This window comes from Niveibacterium umoris (assembly GCF_014197015.1).
Classification (GTDB): Bacteria; Pseudomonadota; Gammaproteobacteria; order Burkholderiales; family Rhodocyclaceae; genus Niveibacterium; species Niveibacterium umoris.
Genome location: NZ_JACIET010000001.1, coordinates 2,570,980 through 2,586,891, shown reverse-complemented (window position 1 = coordinate 2,586,891; position 15,912 = coordinate 2,570,980). Strand labels below are relative to the sequence as shown.

Sequence of the window (15,912 nt, the reverse complement as noted above, 5' to 3'; positions counted from 1 at the left end):
CCTGGATCGCCAACGCGCGACCAGGCACACCCGCGCCGACACGAGCGGGATACGGATGGCGTGGGTCCGCAAGGCGCGATCAGGTGGGCGATGCGCACAAGTCCGTTGGCTACTCAGCCCACGGCTGCCAGCAATGGTTTGGTGAGCAACGATAAGGCAAGGTGCTGGCGCCCATGTTCATCGAAGTTTGCAGGTGCGAGCCATTGCTCGAACACGGCTTTCAGTGCAGGCCATTCGCCATCGATCACCGAATACCAGGTGGTGTCGCGGTTCCTGCCGCGATCGATGCGCGCCTGGCGGAAACAGCCTTCGTACGAGAAACCGAGCCGCTGTGCCGCGCGGCGCGAGGGTTCGTTGAGCGCGTTGCACTTCCACTCATAGCGTCGGTAACCCAACGTGAAGGCATGCTGCATCATCAGGAACATCGCCTCAGTGGCTGCGGGCTTGCCTTGCAGCAGGGGCGAGAAGTGCAGATGGCCCACCTCGATCGAGCCTGCCGCGGGGTCAATGCGCAGGTAGCTGCAGACGCCGACGGCGCATTCGGTCGTCAGATCAATGATCGCGTAGAAGCAGGGGTCGGTGCCGGCGGCGACGGATTCGAGCCAGGCGCGGTATTCGGTGAGGGTTGCGAACGGCCCGTACGGCAGGTAGGTCCAGCTACGGCCATCCGCATCCAGCGCATCGGCCGCGAACAGCTGCGCAGCATGTCGTTCGGGCTCAAGTGGTTCGACGCGGCAGAAACGGCCCTGCAGGGTTACGCTGCCCGGTTGTGATGGGGGTGCCCAGCCGGGGACTTCGTCCCCCACGGGTTGGCCGAGATGATTGATGGCGACGGGCATGTGGCGGACTCGTGAATTTGCGGGTGTAACCGCAGTGTACGGGCCGCCAGTGGGTTGCGGAAGTTCGCGTGCTCGTTGGGCCTAAGGTGCCGGGTTGTTGGTGCGCCGCCCGACGCGGCAGGCGCCTTGTTCAGCGACAGGTCTCAAATGAGTCCGAGTTCGCGCAGCAGCCGTGTGTTGTTGCGGGCGAAAGTGGTCTCAGGGATGCCCAGTTCGTAGACCGATCCGCTGCGGGTGCGGATGCGGCGGGATTCGGCGTCGATATCGACAACCGTGCTGGTCCGGCCGGCGGCAGTGCGCACGATCGCGCCGATGATGCCGGTGGTGGATTCCTGGCCCGGCAGGTGGTCGAGCCACCAGCCATTGAGCCGCTGCTTGGCGGGGGTTGAGCGCAGCGAGCTGAAGGTCACCGCATTGCTCCATGTGTCTTCGAAGGCACGCTCGATTTCGTCGATACGGAATTGCAGGGTGGTGGTGTCGGCAAAGGACGGGACTGCGTCGGATACCATGTCTTGTGGGGCTGCATGCGTTTGGGGGATGGCCCACAGCATAGTCGTCCGGTGCCGCGGCACCCCGCGCACTTTTCCACGTGCATGCCACAGCAACTGTCAAAAATCGTCACTTGGGGGAAGGCTGCGGATGACATCGTTCGCGGTACACGATGGCGAGCCTGGTGCCAGGAGTCGACGACTTTCATGGCGGCGCGAGGAATGATTGCTTGCCGCAGCGAAGTGCTGATACACGCAAATCGGACTTCGTTGGCCGTTGCACGGTGCGTGCCGGCGCAAATGATTCCGGCAACGCCAAGCGCAGAGTGAAGGCGTATTCTGCTGTGCCCGACAACGCGAGTTCTCTTCCATGCAGATCTGGGTCGATGCCGACGCCTGCCCGCGCGTGATCCGCGACATCCTGTTCCGCGCCGCTACCCGCACTGCGATACCGGTAACGTTGATCGCCAACCAGATGATCAGCGTGCCGCCATCGCCGCACATCCGGTCACTGCAGGTGCCCAAGGGCTTCGACGTGGCGGATGACGAGATCGCGCAGCGCGTGTCGCCCGGCGATCTCGTGATCACCGCAGACATCCCGCTTGCCTCGCAGGTGATCGAGCGGGGCGGCCTGGTGCTGGATCCGCGCGGCGAACGATTGACGAAGGAGAACATCCGCGAGCGCCTGTCGATGCGCGACTTCATGCAAGGGCTGCGCGATTCGGGCGTGGAAACCGGTGGGCCTTCAGGCTTCTCGGCGGCAGATACGCGGGCGTTCGGTGCGGCGCTGGATCGTTTGCTCGCGCAGCGGCCACGTCAGACTTGAACGCGGGCTAACGTATCGACCTGTTGGAGCAGGGACGCAATCGGTGCGTCCGACCACAGTTGAACTTCGATGTACTTCTCGAAGGGTTTCAGGTGGTAGTCAGCGTGGCCCGCATCCGGCTCGTCGGCCGGCAATCCATATTGCGCCACGACTTCCTCCAGCGCTTCGAGCCGGAACACCTGGCCGTGGTAGGGGCGTGCCACGTGTGGTAGCCCGAATTGCGGCCCGAAGCCCATCGCGGTGAAGCTGTCCGGATAGGTGAAGCTGAGTTGATCGGCTGGCAACGCGTTGAGCGCGAGCGAGATGGCGCGGGTATCTGCCGCGAGTCTGCGAAACCACTCGCTGGATCCGAGTACGAAGTAGTGCGGTGACTGCCGTTCAGGCCGCCCGCCGGCGGCGACAAACAACTCGTGCATCCGCGCCTCGGTGAGCCGACGTAGCTGCATGTACCGCCGTCCGAAGAAGCGCTGGTAGCCCGCATCGGCGCTGCGTCGTGCGTTGAGTTCATCCAATACCTGCTGCAGCGCATCGTCCGCCAGGTCCGACAGGTTCAGGAAGGGGCGGCGATCCGCGAGGTGGTAGTGCGTGATGTGTGTTGGTGTCATGTGGCGGTGGCTCTGTTCGGCGGCCATTCAGTCAGCTGACGTAGCCGGTGCGTAGCGCGTATGCCCATTCGGGCCGGCCATTGGCTTCGGCGAGCCGCGCCATCGGTTCAAAGTCGTAGGGCACGGCGTGCAGCGACAGATGCCATGCGCCGTCCCTTAGTGCGGCAATGGCATAGCGGGCATCGGGCGAGCCGGTCTCGATCTTGTGCGGGTGTGGGTATTCGCCGCGAAACGCCTGCAACCCGACGCTGCCGGGGTTGAGCAGCCACTGCCGGCCGATCCGGAGAATGCGCGGCATGTGCGAATGCCCGCAGGCGACCAGGGGTGAGCGCTGCGCGCCAAGTCGTGCGTGGATCTCTTCGGCGGTGGCGATGCGCGCGCCAGCGGGCGTGAGCGTCTCGAAGAAGTATTCCAGGTCGCTCGCTGGTGTGCCGTGGCAGACGAACACCTCTGGCTGCAGTTGCAGGCTGCCGGGCTGGCTGCGCATCCACGCGAACTCGGCTTCGCCGAGTCGGGCGTATGCGTGGGCGTCGGACGCGCCTTGGTGCGCCGGCGCCTCGGTCAGCAATTGGCGCTCGTGGTTGCCGGCGAGCGTGGGCCAGCCGGCGGCGATCAGATAGTGCGCGGTTTCGCGCGGCAGCAAGGGGCCGGACAGGCTGTCCCCAAGATTCACGATCATGTCTGCGCCGCGCCGATGGATGTCGGCGACGACCGCCTCCAGTGCGGGCAGGTTGCCGTGGATGTCTGACACAAACGCGATACGCATGGCGCCCTAGATCTGCCGTTCACCCGGCAATGCGGTGGGTAAGTTCGCAAGGGTAGCGGGGGTGGGCCGCAGGTGAAAGTGGCGAGCGCTGGTCTGCGCCGTGTCAAAAGTCCGCGATTCGTTCGTCATCGCTGCCGACAGCGCCGTCGCCCTGAGACTAGACTACGGGCCAGACAGGCTACGCGGTGCCTCGATGTGCTGCAGGTCCTGTGCGTGGTGGCTCGTCCGCCGCGCCCGCGCCGCCGGTTGGCGTGGCCTCAAACGCCTGCGCAAATGAACCTCGCCTCCGGATCAAAGCACCGAAGGCGACTCGGATTACGTCCGGATCTCGCCCCGCCGCGGTGCCTCACACGCGCCGCGTGAGCGGCCGGCCCGGCACCGCCATTTGCGAACAGGAGAAACCATGCGTTTGAGAGTGTTGCGTTCGGCCAGCCTGCTGGCGCTGTTGTTGCTCGCTGCATGTGGTGGCGGCGGAGATGGCGCCGGTACCGTTACCCCGCCGATTGCGGGCGATACGATCACCGTGACGCAGGAGAAGCTGGCCACCCCGGTCGACGGCGCATCGAACTACCTGCTCTATCTGCCCAAAGGCTATGGCGATGACGCCCCGGCGAAATGGCCGCTGATCATCTATCTGCACGGCTCGCAGCCGTTTTCTGGCCTCGTGCTCAGCAGCCTGAGTCAGCAGGGCATCATGGGTTACATGAAGGACAACCACAAAGGTTTGCCCGCGATCGTCGTGCAACCCCAGCAGGATGTGAACACCCACGGGCACAAGGTGGATTGGCACGATCCGGCTTTCATCGACAGGGTGATCCGCGACGTGGAGCAGCGCTTCGCGGTGGACAAGACCCGCGTCAGTATCACCGGCGGCAGTCTGGGCGGTTTCGGTTCATGGAGCATGGTGCTCGCTTACCCCAAGCGCTTTGCGGCAGTGATGCCCGTGGTGGGGGGGCTGTCGAACGATACGGACTCCTACGATCGTCACTTGCCGATCACGACCGAAGCGGACTGGGGCGGTAGCTTTGCACGCATCGTTGCAACGCCAATGCGCGTGTATGCAGGCGTTCCTGACGCGAACGTGCCGATCGCCTGGGCGCGCAATCCGGTCGCGATCCTGCGCGCAGCGGGCGGCACGCCCGACTATCACGAGACCAACAAGGGGCACGGCGATACGCAAGTGGAAGCGCTGCAAGCGGAGCCGATTGGCTGGATGATCGCGCAATCGCGCCCGGACGCCAGCGAGGAGACGACGCCGATCAATGCGGCGGACTACGTCGGCACCTATCGTGCTGCGAACAACCTGACGGTGACGATGAGCATGGCCGGTGACCGACTGATGCTTGGGTTCTCCGACGGCCGTCTGCCAATGAGCTTTCTGCCGATTGGCGACGACCGCTTCATGGCGGAGTGGATGATGCGCGCGAAGCGGGACAGCGCCGGCACGGTGAAGTGTTTTGTCACGCCGATGCTGATGTTGGCGGATCTGGTGCGCGACGGCGCGACCGAAAGCTGTAACTGATCGAAGTGAGGGCTAGTGCTGATGCACGGTAAGACCATTCAAGCGCGCCGCTGGGCGGCGCTCACCAGCGCGTGCTGCGTATTGCTTGCAGGCTGCGGTGGTGGCGGGGCAAGCGCTGCTGCGCCGACGCCGCCGGCGCCAGCGGAAGCGAGCTACTTCCCGTCGGCGACGCCTCAGCTTCGTCTGAGCCAGAACGGCCGCCAGGTGATGCTGACGCTGCTGCGTGACGACATGCTGCATGTTGCCTACAGCGCACAGATTGAGCCGGGCACGCCCTTCATGTCTCCGATGGTGGCGCCGCGCAGTTTCAGCGGGCCGGCCAGCTATACCTGGGATCCGGACGCCAAGCGCCTCACCACGACCGAGCTTGTTGTCGAACTCGACCAGGGCTGTTGGCGCGTTTCAGCCAGGCAGCCCGAAACGCGCGTGCTGACCAGGCTTTGCGTGGGCGACTGGCAGGCGAGCGGGCTCACGCTGACGATGTCGGGCGAGGGCGCGACCGATGTGCTGGGGCTCGGCGAACAACTCGCCAACGGCGGCCGCAAGGCGCCCTCCTGGCTGGGTTCGACGCGTGTACCGGCGAGCCAGTACGGCAACGCGATGACCTATTCCGACATCTCGGCCTCGGGCGACATGCAGGTACCGGTGGCCTATGTGCTGGGCGAGGGGCAGCGCAACTGGGGCTTCTTCGTCGACTCGGCGTATCCGCTGCGCTTCGACTTCCGCGCCGCGACGTGGACGTTGCAAAGCCCGTCGCCTTCGCTCGGGATGTTCGTATTCACCGGCGCCGATCTGCCCGATCTGCGGCGCGATTACCTGTCGCTGACCGGCACGCCCCCGGTGCCGCCCCTGAAGGCCTTCGGCCTCTGGATATCGGAGTACGGCTACGACAACTGGGCGGAGCTCGACGACAAGCTGACCACGTTGCGCGGCAAGGGTTATCCGGTCGATGGCGCGGTGCTTGACCTGCAGTGGTTCGGCGGCATCAACAGCGGCTCGCAGACGACCTCGATGGGCAAGCTGAGCTGGGATACCGCCAAGTTCCCGAACCCCGCCGGCAAGCTCGCGGGCTACGCGGCGAGCGGCGTCGGCACGATCCTGATCGAGGAAAGCTACATCGGAGGTGCGCTGCCGGAGTTCCGCAAACTGGCCGACCAACGCTACCTGGCAATGGATTGTGCGCCGCCTTGCACCGACGCCACGGTCTATTCCAGCAACCCGTGGTGGGGCATTGGCGGCATGATCGACTGGTCCAATCCCGGCGCCGGCACCTGGTGGCACGACGCCAAGCGCGTGGCACTGATCAATGATGGCGTGATGGGGCACTGGACCGACCTGGGCGAGCCGGAAATGTTCAGCGCTGCGTCGCAGTACTTCGGCATCGACTGGTACGGCGCGCATCCCACACGCCATGCCGATGTGCATAACCTGCTCAACTTCTTCTGGAGCCGCAGCATTGCGAGCGACACGGCACGCACCCATCCGCAGCGCCGGCCGTGGATACTCAGCCGCTCTGGTGCGGCCGGCAGCCAACGTTTCGGCGTGGCGATGTGGTCCGGCGATGTGCAGTCCTCGTTCGCTGCACTTGGCGCACAGATGACCGCGCAGACGAACATGAGCCTCTCGGGCTTCGACTACTACGGCTCCGATGTTGGCGGTTTCGATCGTGCCGGCATGAGCGGCGCGCCGCTCTCGAAGCTCTACACCCGCTGGTTCGCCACCAGTGCGCTGCTCGATGTGCCGCTGCGCCCGCATGTGGAGAACCTCTGCAATTGCACCGAGACCGCACCGGACCGCATCGGCGATGCCGCCAGCAACCTCGCTGCGCTCCAGCTTCGCTACCGGCTGGTGCCCTATCTCTACGGTCTGGCCCATGCCGCACACGACAACGGCGACGCGGTGTTCCCGCCGCTTGCCTATCACTTCCAGCAAGACAAACAGGCACGCAGCGTCGTCACCACCAAGATGGTCGGCCCCTGGCTGCTGTTCGGCGCACCGAGTGGGCCCGACGCGACGATGGGTGTCTATCTGCCCACTGGAACCTGGACCGACTTCAATGCACCGGACCGACGTGTCGATTCGAAAGGCGCATTCAGCCAGGAGAACCTGCTGGTGGCGAACCTGCTGCGCGCACCGATTTTCTTGCGTGAGGGGGCGATCGTGCCGATGCTGCGCGAGGCGCCCGCCCACCTGGGTGACCCGCGCGGCCGCGACATCCACTGGTTCAACGATCTGCTGATCCGGGTCGTGCCGGCGGCAGCGGAAAGCCGCTTCGTACTGGTCGAGGACGATGGCATCACGCGTGCCTACGAGGGCGGTCGCTCCGCGCGCACGACCCTGGTCGCGAGCCGGTCCGACACCGCTGTGCGCTTCACGCTGACGCCCGATAACCGCAGCGGCGCCACCGCAACGCGCCGTATGACGCTGGAGTTCCTGCTCGCCAACGCTGCTGTCCGCGAGGTCAGGGTGGGCGGCCAGGTGTTGGCGGCGAAAGTGGCGGGCACTGCGGGGCCGGGCTGGTACGCGAGCGCCGGCGGGGTCACGCTTGAACTGGGCGATCGCAGCGTCGACGCGGCGCTCGACGTTGGTCTCATGTTTTGATGCGGCGGCATGCCAGATGCGCTGATGAGGCGCGGAATCCGATACCGGGCAGGGCCCTGCTTGTGCTTCATGGCGCGCGGGCCGATTCTCGCGCCGAGGCCAGCATTTTTGCCTCGCCAGCGACGCAGCGCCCGGCGACAATCCGCCAGCGTTACGCTTCGCGCGATAGAGCGATTACCTTGAGAGTCCAGCGAGAAAGTACATGACCACCGAATACCAGAAACCCACCGCAGCATTCGTCGGCGCTTCCTGGGCCGCGCTCTTCCTCGGCGTGGGCGCCTTTGTCGCAGGCTTGTGGAATGCGCAGATGCAACTCAACGAAAAGGGCTACTACTTCACCGTGATCATGTACGGCCTGTTCTCGGCGGTGTCGCTGCAGAAGTGCGTTCGAGACCGGCTTGAAGGCATCCCGGTCACCGGCATCTATTACGGCCTGGCCTGGGTGTCGGTGGCGCTGTCGATCCTGCTGCTCGCGGTCGGGCTGTGGAACGCGACGCTCGCACCGAGCGAAAAGGGCTTCTACGGCATGGCCTTCGCGCTGAGCCTGTTCGCGGCGGTGGCGGTACAGAAGAACACCCGCGACAGCCGCCACGATTACACCCACAAGGAAGAGAACCTCTGACCTTCCCTCTCCGGCGCGTTACATCTGCCGGAACAGGTGCACATAGCTGCGCGACACGGTCAGGGTTTCGGGTCGGCCGGCCAGCTTGAGCAAGACGCGGCCGTTGCCGTCCGGTCGCGCGCTCTGCACATGGCGCAGGTTCACGATCATGCCGCGGTGCACCTGCTGGAAGTCGGCCGGATTGAGCTGGTCGATCAGGTCCTTGAGCGGTGTGCGGATCAGTGATTCACCTTCCTGGGTGAAGACCGCGACGTACTTGTCGGTGGCGGCAAAGTAAATGACGTCGGCAATCGGAATCAGCTTGACCGTCTCGCCGACCGCTGCGCGCACCCAGTTCAGGTGGGCCGCGGGCTGCGGTGCGATCTGCCGTTGCACGGCGGCGATGAGCGCCGACAGATCCTGCGCCGGTGCGGGCGCGGACAGGCGTTTCTGCAGTTTGCCGAGGGTCTGCGCGAGCCGCTCGACGTTGAGGGGTTTGAGCAGGTAATCCACCGCCTCGCGTTCAAAGGCTTCGATCGCGAAGTTGTCGTAGGCGGTGACGAACACGAACAACGGCGCCTTGCCCGCAGCGACCAGCGCTTGCGCGACGGCCATGCCGGACTGCCCGGGCATGCGGATGTCGAGAAAGGCGATGTCGGGCTGATGTGTCTGGCAGGCCGCAAGGGCGGCGTCGCCATCGGCCGCTTCGGCGACGATCTGCAGTTCGGGCCAAAGGCGCCGCAGTTCGTCGACCAGCTCTGCGCGCAGCAGCGGTTCGTCGTCGGCAACGATGGCGCGGGCTGGTCGGGTCATGCGTGTCCTCCTGCAAGTGAAGTGCGCGGTATCCGGATCACCGCGCGCACGCCGCCTTCGACAGGGCTCTCGATCGACAGCCGCGCGGCGCTGCCGTACAGCGTGGCAAGCCTGGCGTGAACGTTTTCCAGGCCGACGCCGGTGCCTTGCGATGGCGTGGCCCCAAAGCCCGCACCGGTATCGGTGACGCTGAGCACCACGCCGTCTTCCGCCGTTTCGCCCTTCAGCGCGACGCGTACCGTGCCGGCCTTGGGCTCGACGCCGTGGGTGATGGCGTTTTCCACCAGCGGTTGCAGCAGCAGGGGCGGCAGGTGCATGTCGCGCAGCGCGGGGTCGATGGCGACGTCGACTTCGAGCCGCCCGCCCATGCGGATGCGCTGGATGTCGAGGTAGGCGGCGAGCAGGTCGAACTCCTGACCGAGCGTCGTTTCGCCCTGCCGTGACGCCTTGAGCGTGGCGCGCAGCCATTCGATCAGGCGGTCGAGCAACTGGCGTGCGAGCTCCGGATCGCGCCCGATCAGGCTGCGCAGGTTGGCCAGTGTGTTGAACAGGAAATGCGGCTCGATCTGCGCTTGCAGCGCGGTGAGTTGGGCCGCTGCGCTCGCCCGTTCTGCAGCGAGGCGCCGCGCCTCGGCATTGGCGGCCTGTTCGCGTAGCTCTGCGGCCTGGCGTTCTTCGCGTTCGCGCCACCAGATGATCGCGAAGCTCAGCAGACTCGCCGCGATGCTGAACCCGCCAACCAGGCGCCACCCCGCAGGTGGCATGGACAACACCGCGGCGACGGGAAGGCCGAGGATCAGCGCGGCCATACACATGCCGCCAACCACTCCGGCCGCGATGCTGGTGATGCGCAGCAGGTAGCGGGGCAGCCGGTACGGCACAAAGCCGCACAGCAGCGACGCGGTGAGCACGAGCAGGCCGATGCACTGGCTGAAGACGAAGCTGTGCCCGTAGGAATGGCCGCTGATCGCGGTCCACGCCGCTGCGAATACCGCATTTAGGGGCACGGCAAGCAGGTAACGGCGCAGCGTGAAGATCGGCTGCGGGGCTGTGCAGGGCTCTGGCAGGAACATGGTCATCATTGAATCATGCCCCGAAAAACCACAGATTGAGCAGTCGCCCGGACGAGAAGGCGAAGGCCCCGGCAATCACAAGCGCGAGGCTCAGCGTGAGCATGGCGCGCCCATGGCCGCGCCGGTCGAGCGTCGCAGCGTCGCGCAGCCCGCCGCTGACACCCCACAGCGTCGCCGGTACCAACAGGTGGATGCCACTGAAACTGCCTTTGGTCTGGATCCAGATCGCGCTGATGGCGAGCACCACCATGGCATGCAGCCAGACGCGGCCGATCGCGCGGTGTGCTGCGTCGCCCTTGCGCCGCAGCAGCATGATCGGTAGCAGGCCAAGCGCCAGAGCGGCTGCGCACAGGTGGATCAGGATCGGTATCGGTTGGCCCAACAAACCGCGCCCGACGTCGCCGCCAAGCGTGATGCCGCTCGCTGCGCAAAGCACTGCGGTAAGCGTCGAGGTGATCAACCACGGCGCGGCGTTGATGACAGCAGGGCGGGCTTGGGTGGCGCTGAGCGAGTGGGTCGTCATCTTGGGGATCTCGATTGCCTGGGACGATGCAATCCTCGCGCTGCGCCATTCGAGCGCACAGCCCGGCGCGACGAATCGACGGCCGGGCGCGCCCAGTTGCAACGGGGCCGCGTGAGTCGCGGCGGCAGCGTCAGCGTTGATGCGGTGGTTCAAGCCGGCGTACGCCGACGATGCCCATCATTGCGCGCACCAGCATGTAGGCGCCCCAGCTTGCAAAGCGCCGGTACCACGGCGCGCGGCGGTGGTCTTCCAGGCGCAGTTCGCGGGCGCCGTGCTGCATTGCGTGCTCAAGGCTGTCGCGCAGTTCGCGGGCGAAGCCCACGTCGCGCACCACCACGTTGGCTTCGCGCGCGAGCATCAGGCTGAAGGGGTCGATGTTCGACGAACCGACCGTGGCCCAGTGGCCGTCGCACACCGCGACCTTGGCGTGAAGGAAACTGCGGTGGTACTCGAAGATGCGCACCCCGCCGGCCAGCAGATGCGGGTACAGCGCGCGGGTTGCATAGTGCATCAGCAGGTATTCGACACGCCCTTGCAGCAAGAGCACGACGTTGCAGCCGCGGCGCGAGGCTTCGATCAGCGCCTGGCGGAAACGCCGGCCCGGCAAAAAGTAGGCGTTGGCGATGACGATCTCACGCCGCGCCTGCCCGATGGCCTCGAGGTAGGCATTCTCGATGTCGCGGCGGTTGCGCAGGTTATTGCGGATGACGAAGGCCGCGCGCACAGCCCCGGCCGGTTCGGGCCGTGGTGCGACATCGCTGTGCCACGCGGGTCGTTCGCGCAGCCCGGCCCAGCTCACCAGCCACCACACGCGGCGGACCGAAGTGTGGATCGGGCCGAGCAGCGGGCCTTCAATCCTCACCGCGTAGTCGAATCGTGGTGGTGTCTGGCCCGGCGTGTCGTAGTCGTCGATGACGTTGATGCCACCCACGAAGGCGACACGTGCATCGATCACCGCCAGCTTGCGATGCAGGCGGCGCAGCCGGTGTCGACGGATGCGCAAGGCGCGCAGTTCCTGCCGGTAGATCAGCACTTCGACGCCAGCGGCGCGCAAACGCGGGGCGGTATGGTCCGCGAAGTCGCGCCCGCCGAAGCCATCGACCAGCACCCGCACCGCGCAGCCGCGCGCTGCGGCGCGCGTCAGCGCAAGTGTCACCGCCTCGCCGGTGGGGTCAAGCGCATAGATGTAGGTTTCCAGATGCACTTCCCGCTGCGCGGCATCGATGGCGGCGATCAGCGCGGGAAAGTACTGCACGCCGCATTCAAGCAGCGTCACCTGATTGCCGGGAAGCAGTGCCGCCGCCATCAGCCGGTGTAGGCGAGTTCCGCGGTCAGCGGCGCGTGGTCGGACACATTCGCCCAACCGTGGCCGCGCAGCACCTCGGCCTGCACCGGGCGCAGGTGACGCACGTAGATGCGGTCCAGCGTCAGCAGGGGCAGCTTGCTCGGGAAGCTGCGCGCGGGGCGACCGGTGAGCTGGGTGAAGACTTCCTGCATGCCCAATTGGCGCGCCAGCCAGTCGTTGGCCTTGCTGCGCCAGTCGTTGAAATCGCCGGCGATGATCACCGGTGCATCGGGCGGAATTTCCTCTGCCACGCGTTCGATCAGGCTCGACAGCTGGCGCCGCCGCTGCGCCTCGGTCAGCGACACATGCACGCAGATCGCGTGTAGCGGCACACCGTTGTTCAGTCCCACCACGCAGTGCAACAGCCCGCGCCGCTCAAAACGCGTCAGCGACACATCCTGATTGTCGGCAGTCAGGATCGGCAGTTTCGAAATCAGTGCATTGCCGTGATGCCCGTTGCGATACACCGCATTGCCGCCGTAGGCCGTCTGATGCCAATTGTCCTGCGCCAGAAACTCGTGCTGCGGCATTGCCGGCCAATCCTCGTGCCGCGCCTCGTGCCCCATGTGCAGGCCCTGCACCTCCTGCAGGAACACCAGATCCGAATCCAGCCCGCGCAGCCGCTCGCGCAAGTCATGGATCACCATGCGGCGGTTGAACTGCGAGAAACCCTTGTGGATGTTGTACGAGCAGATCCGGAGGCGGGACATTGTCGTAGCGAGGTTCGTGAGTTCCGTCAGTGTGCCCCAAATGCGGCAGGGGTGACCACTTGGTTCCTCTGGCCCGCAGGTAGCTGTTGCCGAGCGTTGATCGTGAAGGTGCGGTGCGATGCCGGTCTTAGAACCCTCGTTCAAGGCCGACGAATCGTTGGTCCGGATACGCCGGGTGTCGGGCTAACGCTCTTCACAACTTCGACGAGTTCGCGACTAATGGCATCGTATCGCTGGCGATATGCCTTGTCGGACAGTTCGCTCGTCAGTGGCTCGAAGTTCATCTCAACGCTGATTACGAATTTGGGTGTCAGGCGCAGGATGCGAATGCCGGGCAACTCCGTGATACCTCCATTCGGCATCTTGCCGCGCAACAGTTGATGCCCAACAAGTAGCGTGCCTTCTCCATCATGCTGCTGGCTGAAGGTGTGTTTGACAATTCTGCTTGCCAACAAAAGATCTGCGGTGCCATCGAAACGCCACTGATCTGCCTTTTCATGCAAGCGCGAAAAACCAACGTAGTTCTCATCGCTCTCCAAATTCCGTGGGTATATCAGTAGCCCTATTCCGCTTCTCCCTGCGGAGATGCGCCATTGGTCTTTGAATTCGATGTCGCAGGAAGCTGGAACCTCGTTATTTCTAAAGAATTTCTCGATGGTCATATGCGGCGTCTCGACGATCGAAACCTGACACTCGCCGGCGATCGTGTCGGGCGTTGGGGGTGACGCCCCGTCCTGCGCGTGGGCTTGCCACGTAGTCGCGAAAAATCCGACCAAGAAAGCGACTTCAATCCAATTCCGCTTCATTCATCGTCCCCTTCAGGTCGACCTTTGTGCCGTGTAGTTGATGTTTAGAGTGATCGCTTCACCGGATGTCCATTGCCCGTGAGCAATCCTCTGGCGGGTCGCGGTAATGGTCCCGGCCACAGCGTTTTCAATTCCGTCGCCCCGGTAGCGATCAATGAAAGCTGCATATTGCAGCCGTTCGTTGTATCCATTACCACCGCCATTCACAAGAATCGACATGCGACCAACATGGGTGGTGTCGATGCCCGCGTCTGCGACTCGGTGGATGTTGGTTGTGCCCGTGAAGTGCTTCTGCACCCAGAAAAAGGCCCCGCTGTCACTGGCGTTGTAGAGATCGCTCGCGACGACATCCGGGTCAAAGCGTGGCGACCAACGGCGCTGATTTCGCACAAGGTTCTGGTGCGCGTCGCGCACGGGTGCCGCCCAGTCATGAGTTGAGGTCGCTGTGATTCGCTCGTCTACGTACGTCCCTTGATGGTTGCGAAACGCGCGATACGTTCCGTAGTCGGCATAGGTGCCGGCCCATGTAAGTTGCATGAGACCGCGGCCGAAGAATGCAGCGTAGTACTCCATCATGGGTTGAGGCCAATAGAGGGTGCCATTTCGGCGTTTTTGCTGTTTTGCATGACCGACTTCATCTAGCAGAGTCAGACATCCGGTTTCAATGTAAACCTGTGCGAGGAAAGCGGTTTGCCGCTGTGCGTTTGCGAATCCATATTTGCGGAAGGCGCGATTGAGATGGACGTGGCCCACCCCATTGATGCGACGCTCAGCTTCAGCCCAGTTTCGCGCAAAATCTTTGAGGCCCGCCCTTGGAATCAGCTGAGTCAGTTCCCGACGGCTCAACCACCCACACCGCCTGAACACCTGCACAAAGCACCGCGGGTGAAACCGCCACGGCGCCGCTGGCAGCCCAGCCACGCCATCCCAGAAACACAACGCACTGGCATGCGCCTTGAATTTTGCAAAGTCCTCCTCGGTCAGCGGTGTCGGGTTTTCTTCTGTGCTGGTCTTGAGCCAGCCCCAACGGGCGTCGAGGGTCGCGGCCGACCATTCCGTGGGGAACTTGCAGATCGCGTGTTCGAGTTTTTCGCGCACGCTGGCGCAGGCGAATCCAGCGGTCGCTTCAGTGGCGTCGATATGCCCGTTCTGGTTGCCGTCGAACCACGCGAGGACGGTCGGTGAATCGCAGCGGCTATCTTTGTCCGTGCTGTCATCAATCAGCCGCCACTGCTTCCAGTGCGGGAAATCGGCGTCGCTGAACTTATGGATGTTGGCCGCATTGAGATTTACCCAACCGGTCCCGCCCGGGTAGCGAATCTGCCGCCAGTGCGGCACGTTGTTGGGCGTGAGTGTCTCGTGTGCAGTGTTGATGACGCGACCGAAGCGCAAGAGCTCAAAGACCGCGCTGGGCGCAGGGCGTCCGTTGGCCGGATAGGCGTTGGCGATGGCTGTGGCGTCGCGGTAGAGGTTGTATTCGGCGTCGGCTTCGGTGAGTGCGGCGCCTTCTGTTGAACCATCGAGACGATAGGTAGTCACCGCCGCATCGCCACGGTGCCCGTCAGTGCCCTCGCCGTGGGCATAGCGAAGGCCGATCACGACTGCTTCTGTCGTCGTGTGGGCAGCCTGCAGTGGCGTGGCGGGTGGCAGCGGTGAGCCCCGACGCGGCGCCGGGGGCTGGCGGTGCGCAACCGAATTGTTTGGGAGCGGTTGTTCACCGAACACCGGAGTGCCGGCCGGCAAATGGAAATACAACTCGCCGAACACCACATCGCTGCGGCCGTCCCGGTCGAGCGGCAGATCCCCGGTGGTCCGACCCACGAGCCTTTGCAGGTTGGCGTCGTCGCAGAAGATCTCGAAATGGATGCTGTGGGGTTGGCCGTAGATGAACCCTGCTTCACCAATCTCATCTTTGCGATAGATCTGTCTGCGCGGGCCAACCGTGCCGCGAATCGCGTCCAGATGCATATAGACCGAGTAGAACGTGACCGTAACCGGTTGATCCTGCGCGTCGGCACCAATCTCAGTGTCATGGCGAATGACGACGATGCCATCGCTTGTCCAGCATCGCGAGCCCTCCGGTGCTCCGTAATTGAGCGGGTCGTCGTGGTTGTCGTTTGCTTGTGTAGGTTGTCGCACGAAGACGACTGTTCCGTCGGCGATGGCGCGCACGGTCAACGCATGGCCGTCGGCGCCATTCGGAGCAACGAGGTGCAAGCCGCCGTGCCACCCCATTTCCATGCTGACTGGGTAGTTGCCAGCGATCGTGTTGTCGCCGCGCCTGGGTATGTAGCCGGGCGTGGCGCCGCTCATGGCGGTCTCCAGCCATTGGGCGTCGGTTTGGTTTGCGTTGCGGGCAGGGAGGAATGGAGGGCTGATCAGCATGCGCGTAGC

At 64.4% G+C, this 15,912-nt stretch carries 15 protein-coding genes; 4 read left to right on the top strand and 11 right to left on the bottom strand.

The annotated features are described in order from the left end of the window. Nucleotides 1-113: 113 nt before the first annotated feature. A complete protein-coding gene (locus GGR36_RS11600) occupies nt 114-839 on the bottom strand; it encodes a GNAT family N-acetyltransferase (RefSeq protein ID WP_183634742.1) in 726 nt (241 codons plus the stop codon). 143 nt (nt 840-982) lie between these two features. Then, complete coding sequence (locus GGR36_RS11595) at nt 983-1,348, bottom strand: hypothetical protein (RefSeq protein WP_183634741.1); 366 nt, start codon at nt 1,346-1,348, stop codon at nt 983-985. A 349-nt stretch (nt 1,349-1,697) separates the two neighbouring features. Between GGR36_RS11595 and GGR36_RS11590 the strand changes: the two genes are divergently transcribed. Continuing rightward, nucleotides 1,698-2,153, top strand: a complete 456-nt coding sequence (locus tag GGR36_RS11590; protein ID WP_183634740.1) for a YaiI/YqxD family protein — start codon at nt 1,698-1,700, stop codon at nt 2,151-2,153. Here the strand turns inward: GGR36_RS11590 and GGR36_RS11585 are convergent. Further along, on the bottom strand, nt 2,144-2,758 hold the full coding sequence (locus GGR36_RS11585) for a hypothetical protein (protein ID WP_183634739.1): 615 nt from the start codon (nt 2,756-2,758) through the stop codon (nt 2,144-2,146). The genes GGR36_RS11590 and GGR36_RS11585 overlap by 10 nt on opposite strands. Before the next feature lie 31 nt (nt 2,759-2,789). Further along, nucleotides 2,790-3,524 (bottom strand): metallophosphoesterase family protein, encoded by a 735-nt coding sequence (locus GGR36_RS11580; RefSeq protein ID WP_183634738.1) that lies wholly within the window; start codon nt 3,522-3,524, stop codon nt 2,790-2,792. A 403-nt stretch (nt 3,525-3,927) separates the two neighbouring features. On the opposite strand from GGR36_RS11580, the gene GGR36_RS11575 reads away from it, so the two are divergent. From GGR36_RS11575 to yiaA, 3 genes are all read left to right on the top strand, one after another. After that, nucleotides 3,928-5,046 (top strand): carboxylesterase family protein, encoded by a 1,119-nt coding sequence (locus GGR36_RS11575; protein ID WP_183634737.1) that lies wholly within the window; start codon nt 3,928-3,930, stop codon nt 5,044-5,046. A 21-nt stretch (nt 5,047-5,067) separates the two neighbouring features. Further along, nucleotides 5,068-7,647, top strand: a complete 2,580-nt coding sequence (locus GGR36_RS11570) for a TIM-barrel domain-containing protein (RefSeq protein ID WP_183634736.1) — start codon at nt 5,068-5,070, stop codon at nt 7,645-7,647. 202 nt (nt 7,648-7,849) lie between these two features. Then, nucleotides 7,850-8,269 (top strand): inner membrane protein YiaA, encoded by a 420-nt coding sequence (yiaA, locus tag GGR36_RS11565; protein ID WP_183634735.1) that lies wholly within the window; start codon nt 7,850-7,852, stop codon nt 8,267-8,269. 18 nt (nt 8,270-8,287) lie between these two features. On the opposite strand, the gene GGR36_RS11560 is transcribed toward yiaA, so the two are convergent. The 7 genes from GGR36_RS11560 to GGR36_RS11530 form a co-directional block, all read right to left on the bottom strand. Then, nucleotides 8,288-9,061: a LytR/AlgR family response regulator transcription factor gene (locus tag GGR36_RS11560; RefSeq protein WP_183634734.1), complete on the bottom strand. Its 774-nt coding sequence runs from the start codon at nt 9,059-9,061 to the stop codon at nt 8,288-8,290. Continuing rightward, the gene (locus tag GGR36_RS11555) at nt 9,058-10,140 is read right to left on the bottom strand and encodes a sensor histidine kinase (protein WP_183634733.1); all 1,083 of its coding nucleotides are present in this window, start codon (nt 10,138-10,140) and stop codon (nt 9,058-9,060) included. The genes GGR36_RS11560 and GGR36_RS11555 overlap by 4 nt, the downstream gene beginning before the upstream one ends. A gap of 7 nt (nt 10,141-10,147) precedes the next feature. Next, entirely contained in the window at nt 10,148-10,810 is a 663-nt protein-coding gene (locus GGR36_RS11550) for a DUF2306 domain-containing protein (protein WP_207064234.1), read from the bottom strand. Beyond that, complete coding sequence (gene clsB / locus GGR36_RS11545) at nt 10,788-11,963, bottom strand: cardiolipin synthase ClsB (RefSeq protein ID WP_183634731.1); 1,176 nt, start codon at nt 11,961-11,963, stop codon at nt 10,788-10,790. The genes GGR36_RS11550 and clsB overlap by 23 nt, the downstream gene beginning before the upstream one ends. Continuing rightward, a complete protein-coding gene (locus GGR36_RS11540) occupies nt 11,963-12,712 on the bottom strand; it encodes an endonuclease/exonuclease/phosphatase family protein (RefSeq protein WP_183634730.1) in 750 nt (249 codons plus the stop codon). The genes clsB and GGR36_RS11540 overlap by 1 nt, the downstream gene beginning before the upstream one ends. Nucleotides 12,713-12,852: 140 nt before the next feature. Then, complete coding sequence (locus tag GGR36_RS11535) at nt 12,853-13,518, bottom strand: hypothetical protein (protein ID WP_183634729.1); 666 nt, start codon at nt 13,516-13,518, stop codon at nt 12,853-12,855. Between the two features lie 12 nt (nt 13,519-13,530). Further along, on the bottom strand, nt 13,531-15,903 hold the full coding sequence (locus tag GGR36_RS11530; RefSeq protein ID WP_183634728.1) for a M23 family metallopeptidase: 2,373 nt from the start codon (nt 15,901-15,903) through the stop codon (nt 13,531-13,533). Between the last annotated feature and the right edge of the window lie 9 nt (nt 15,904-15,912).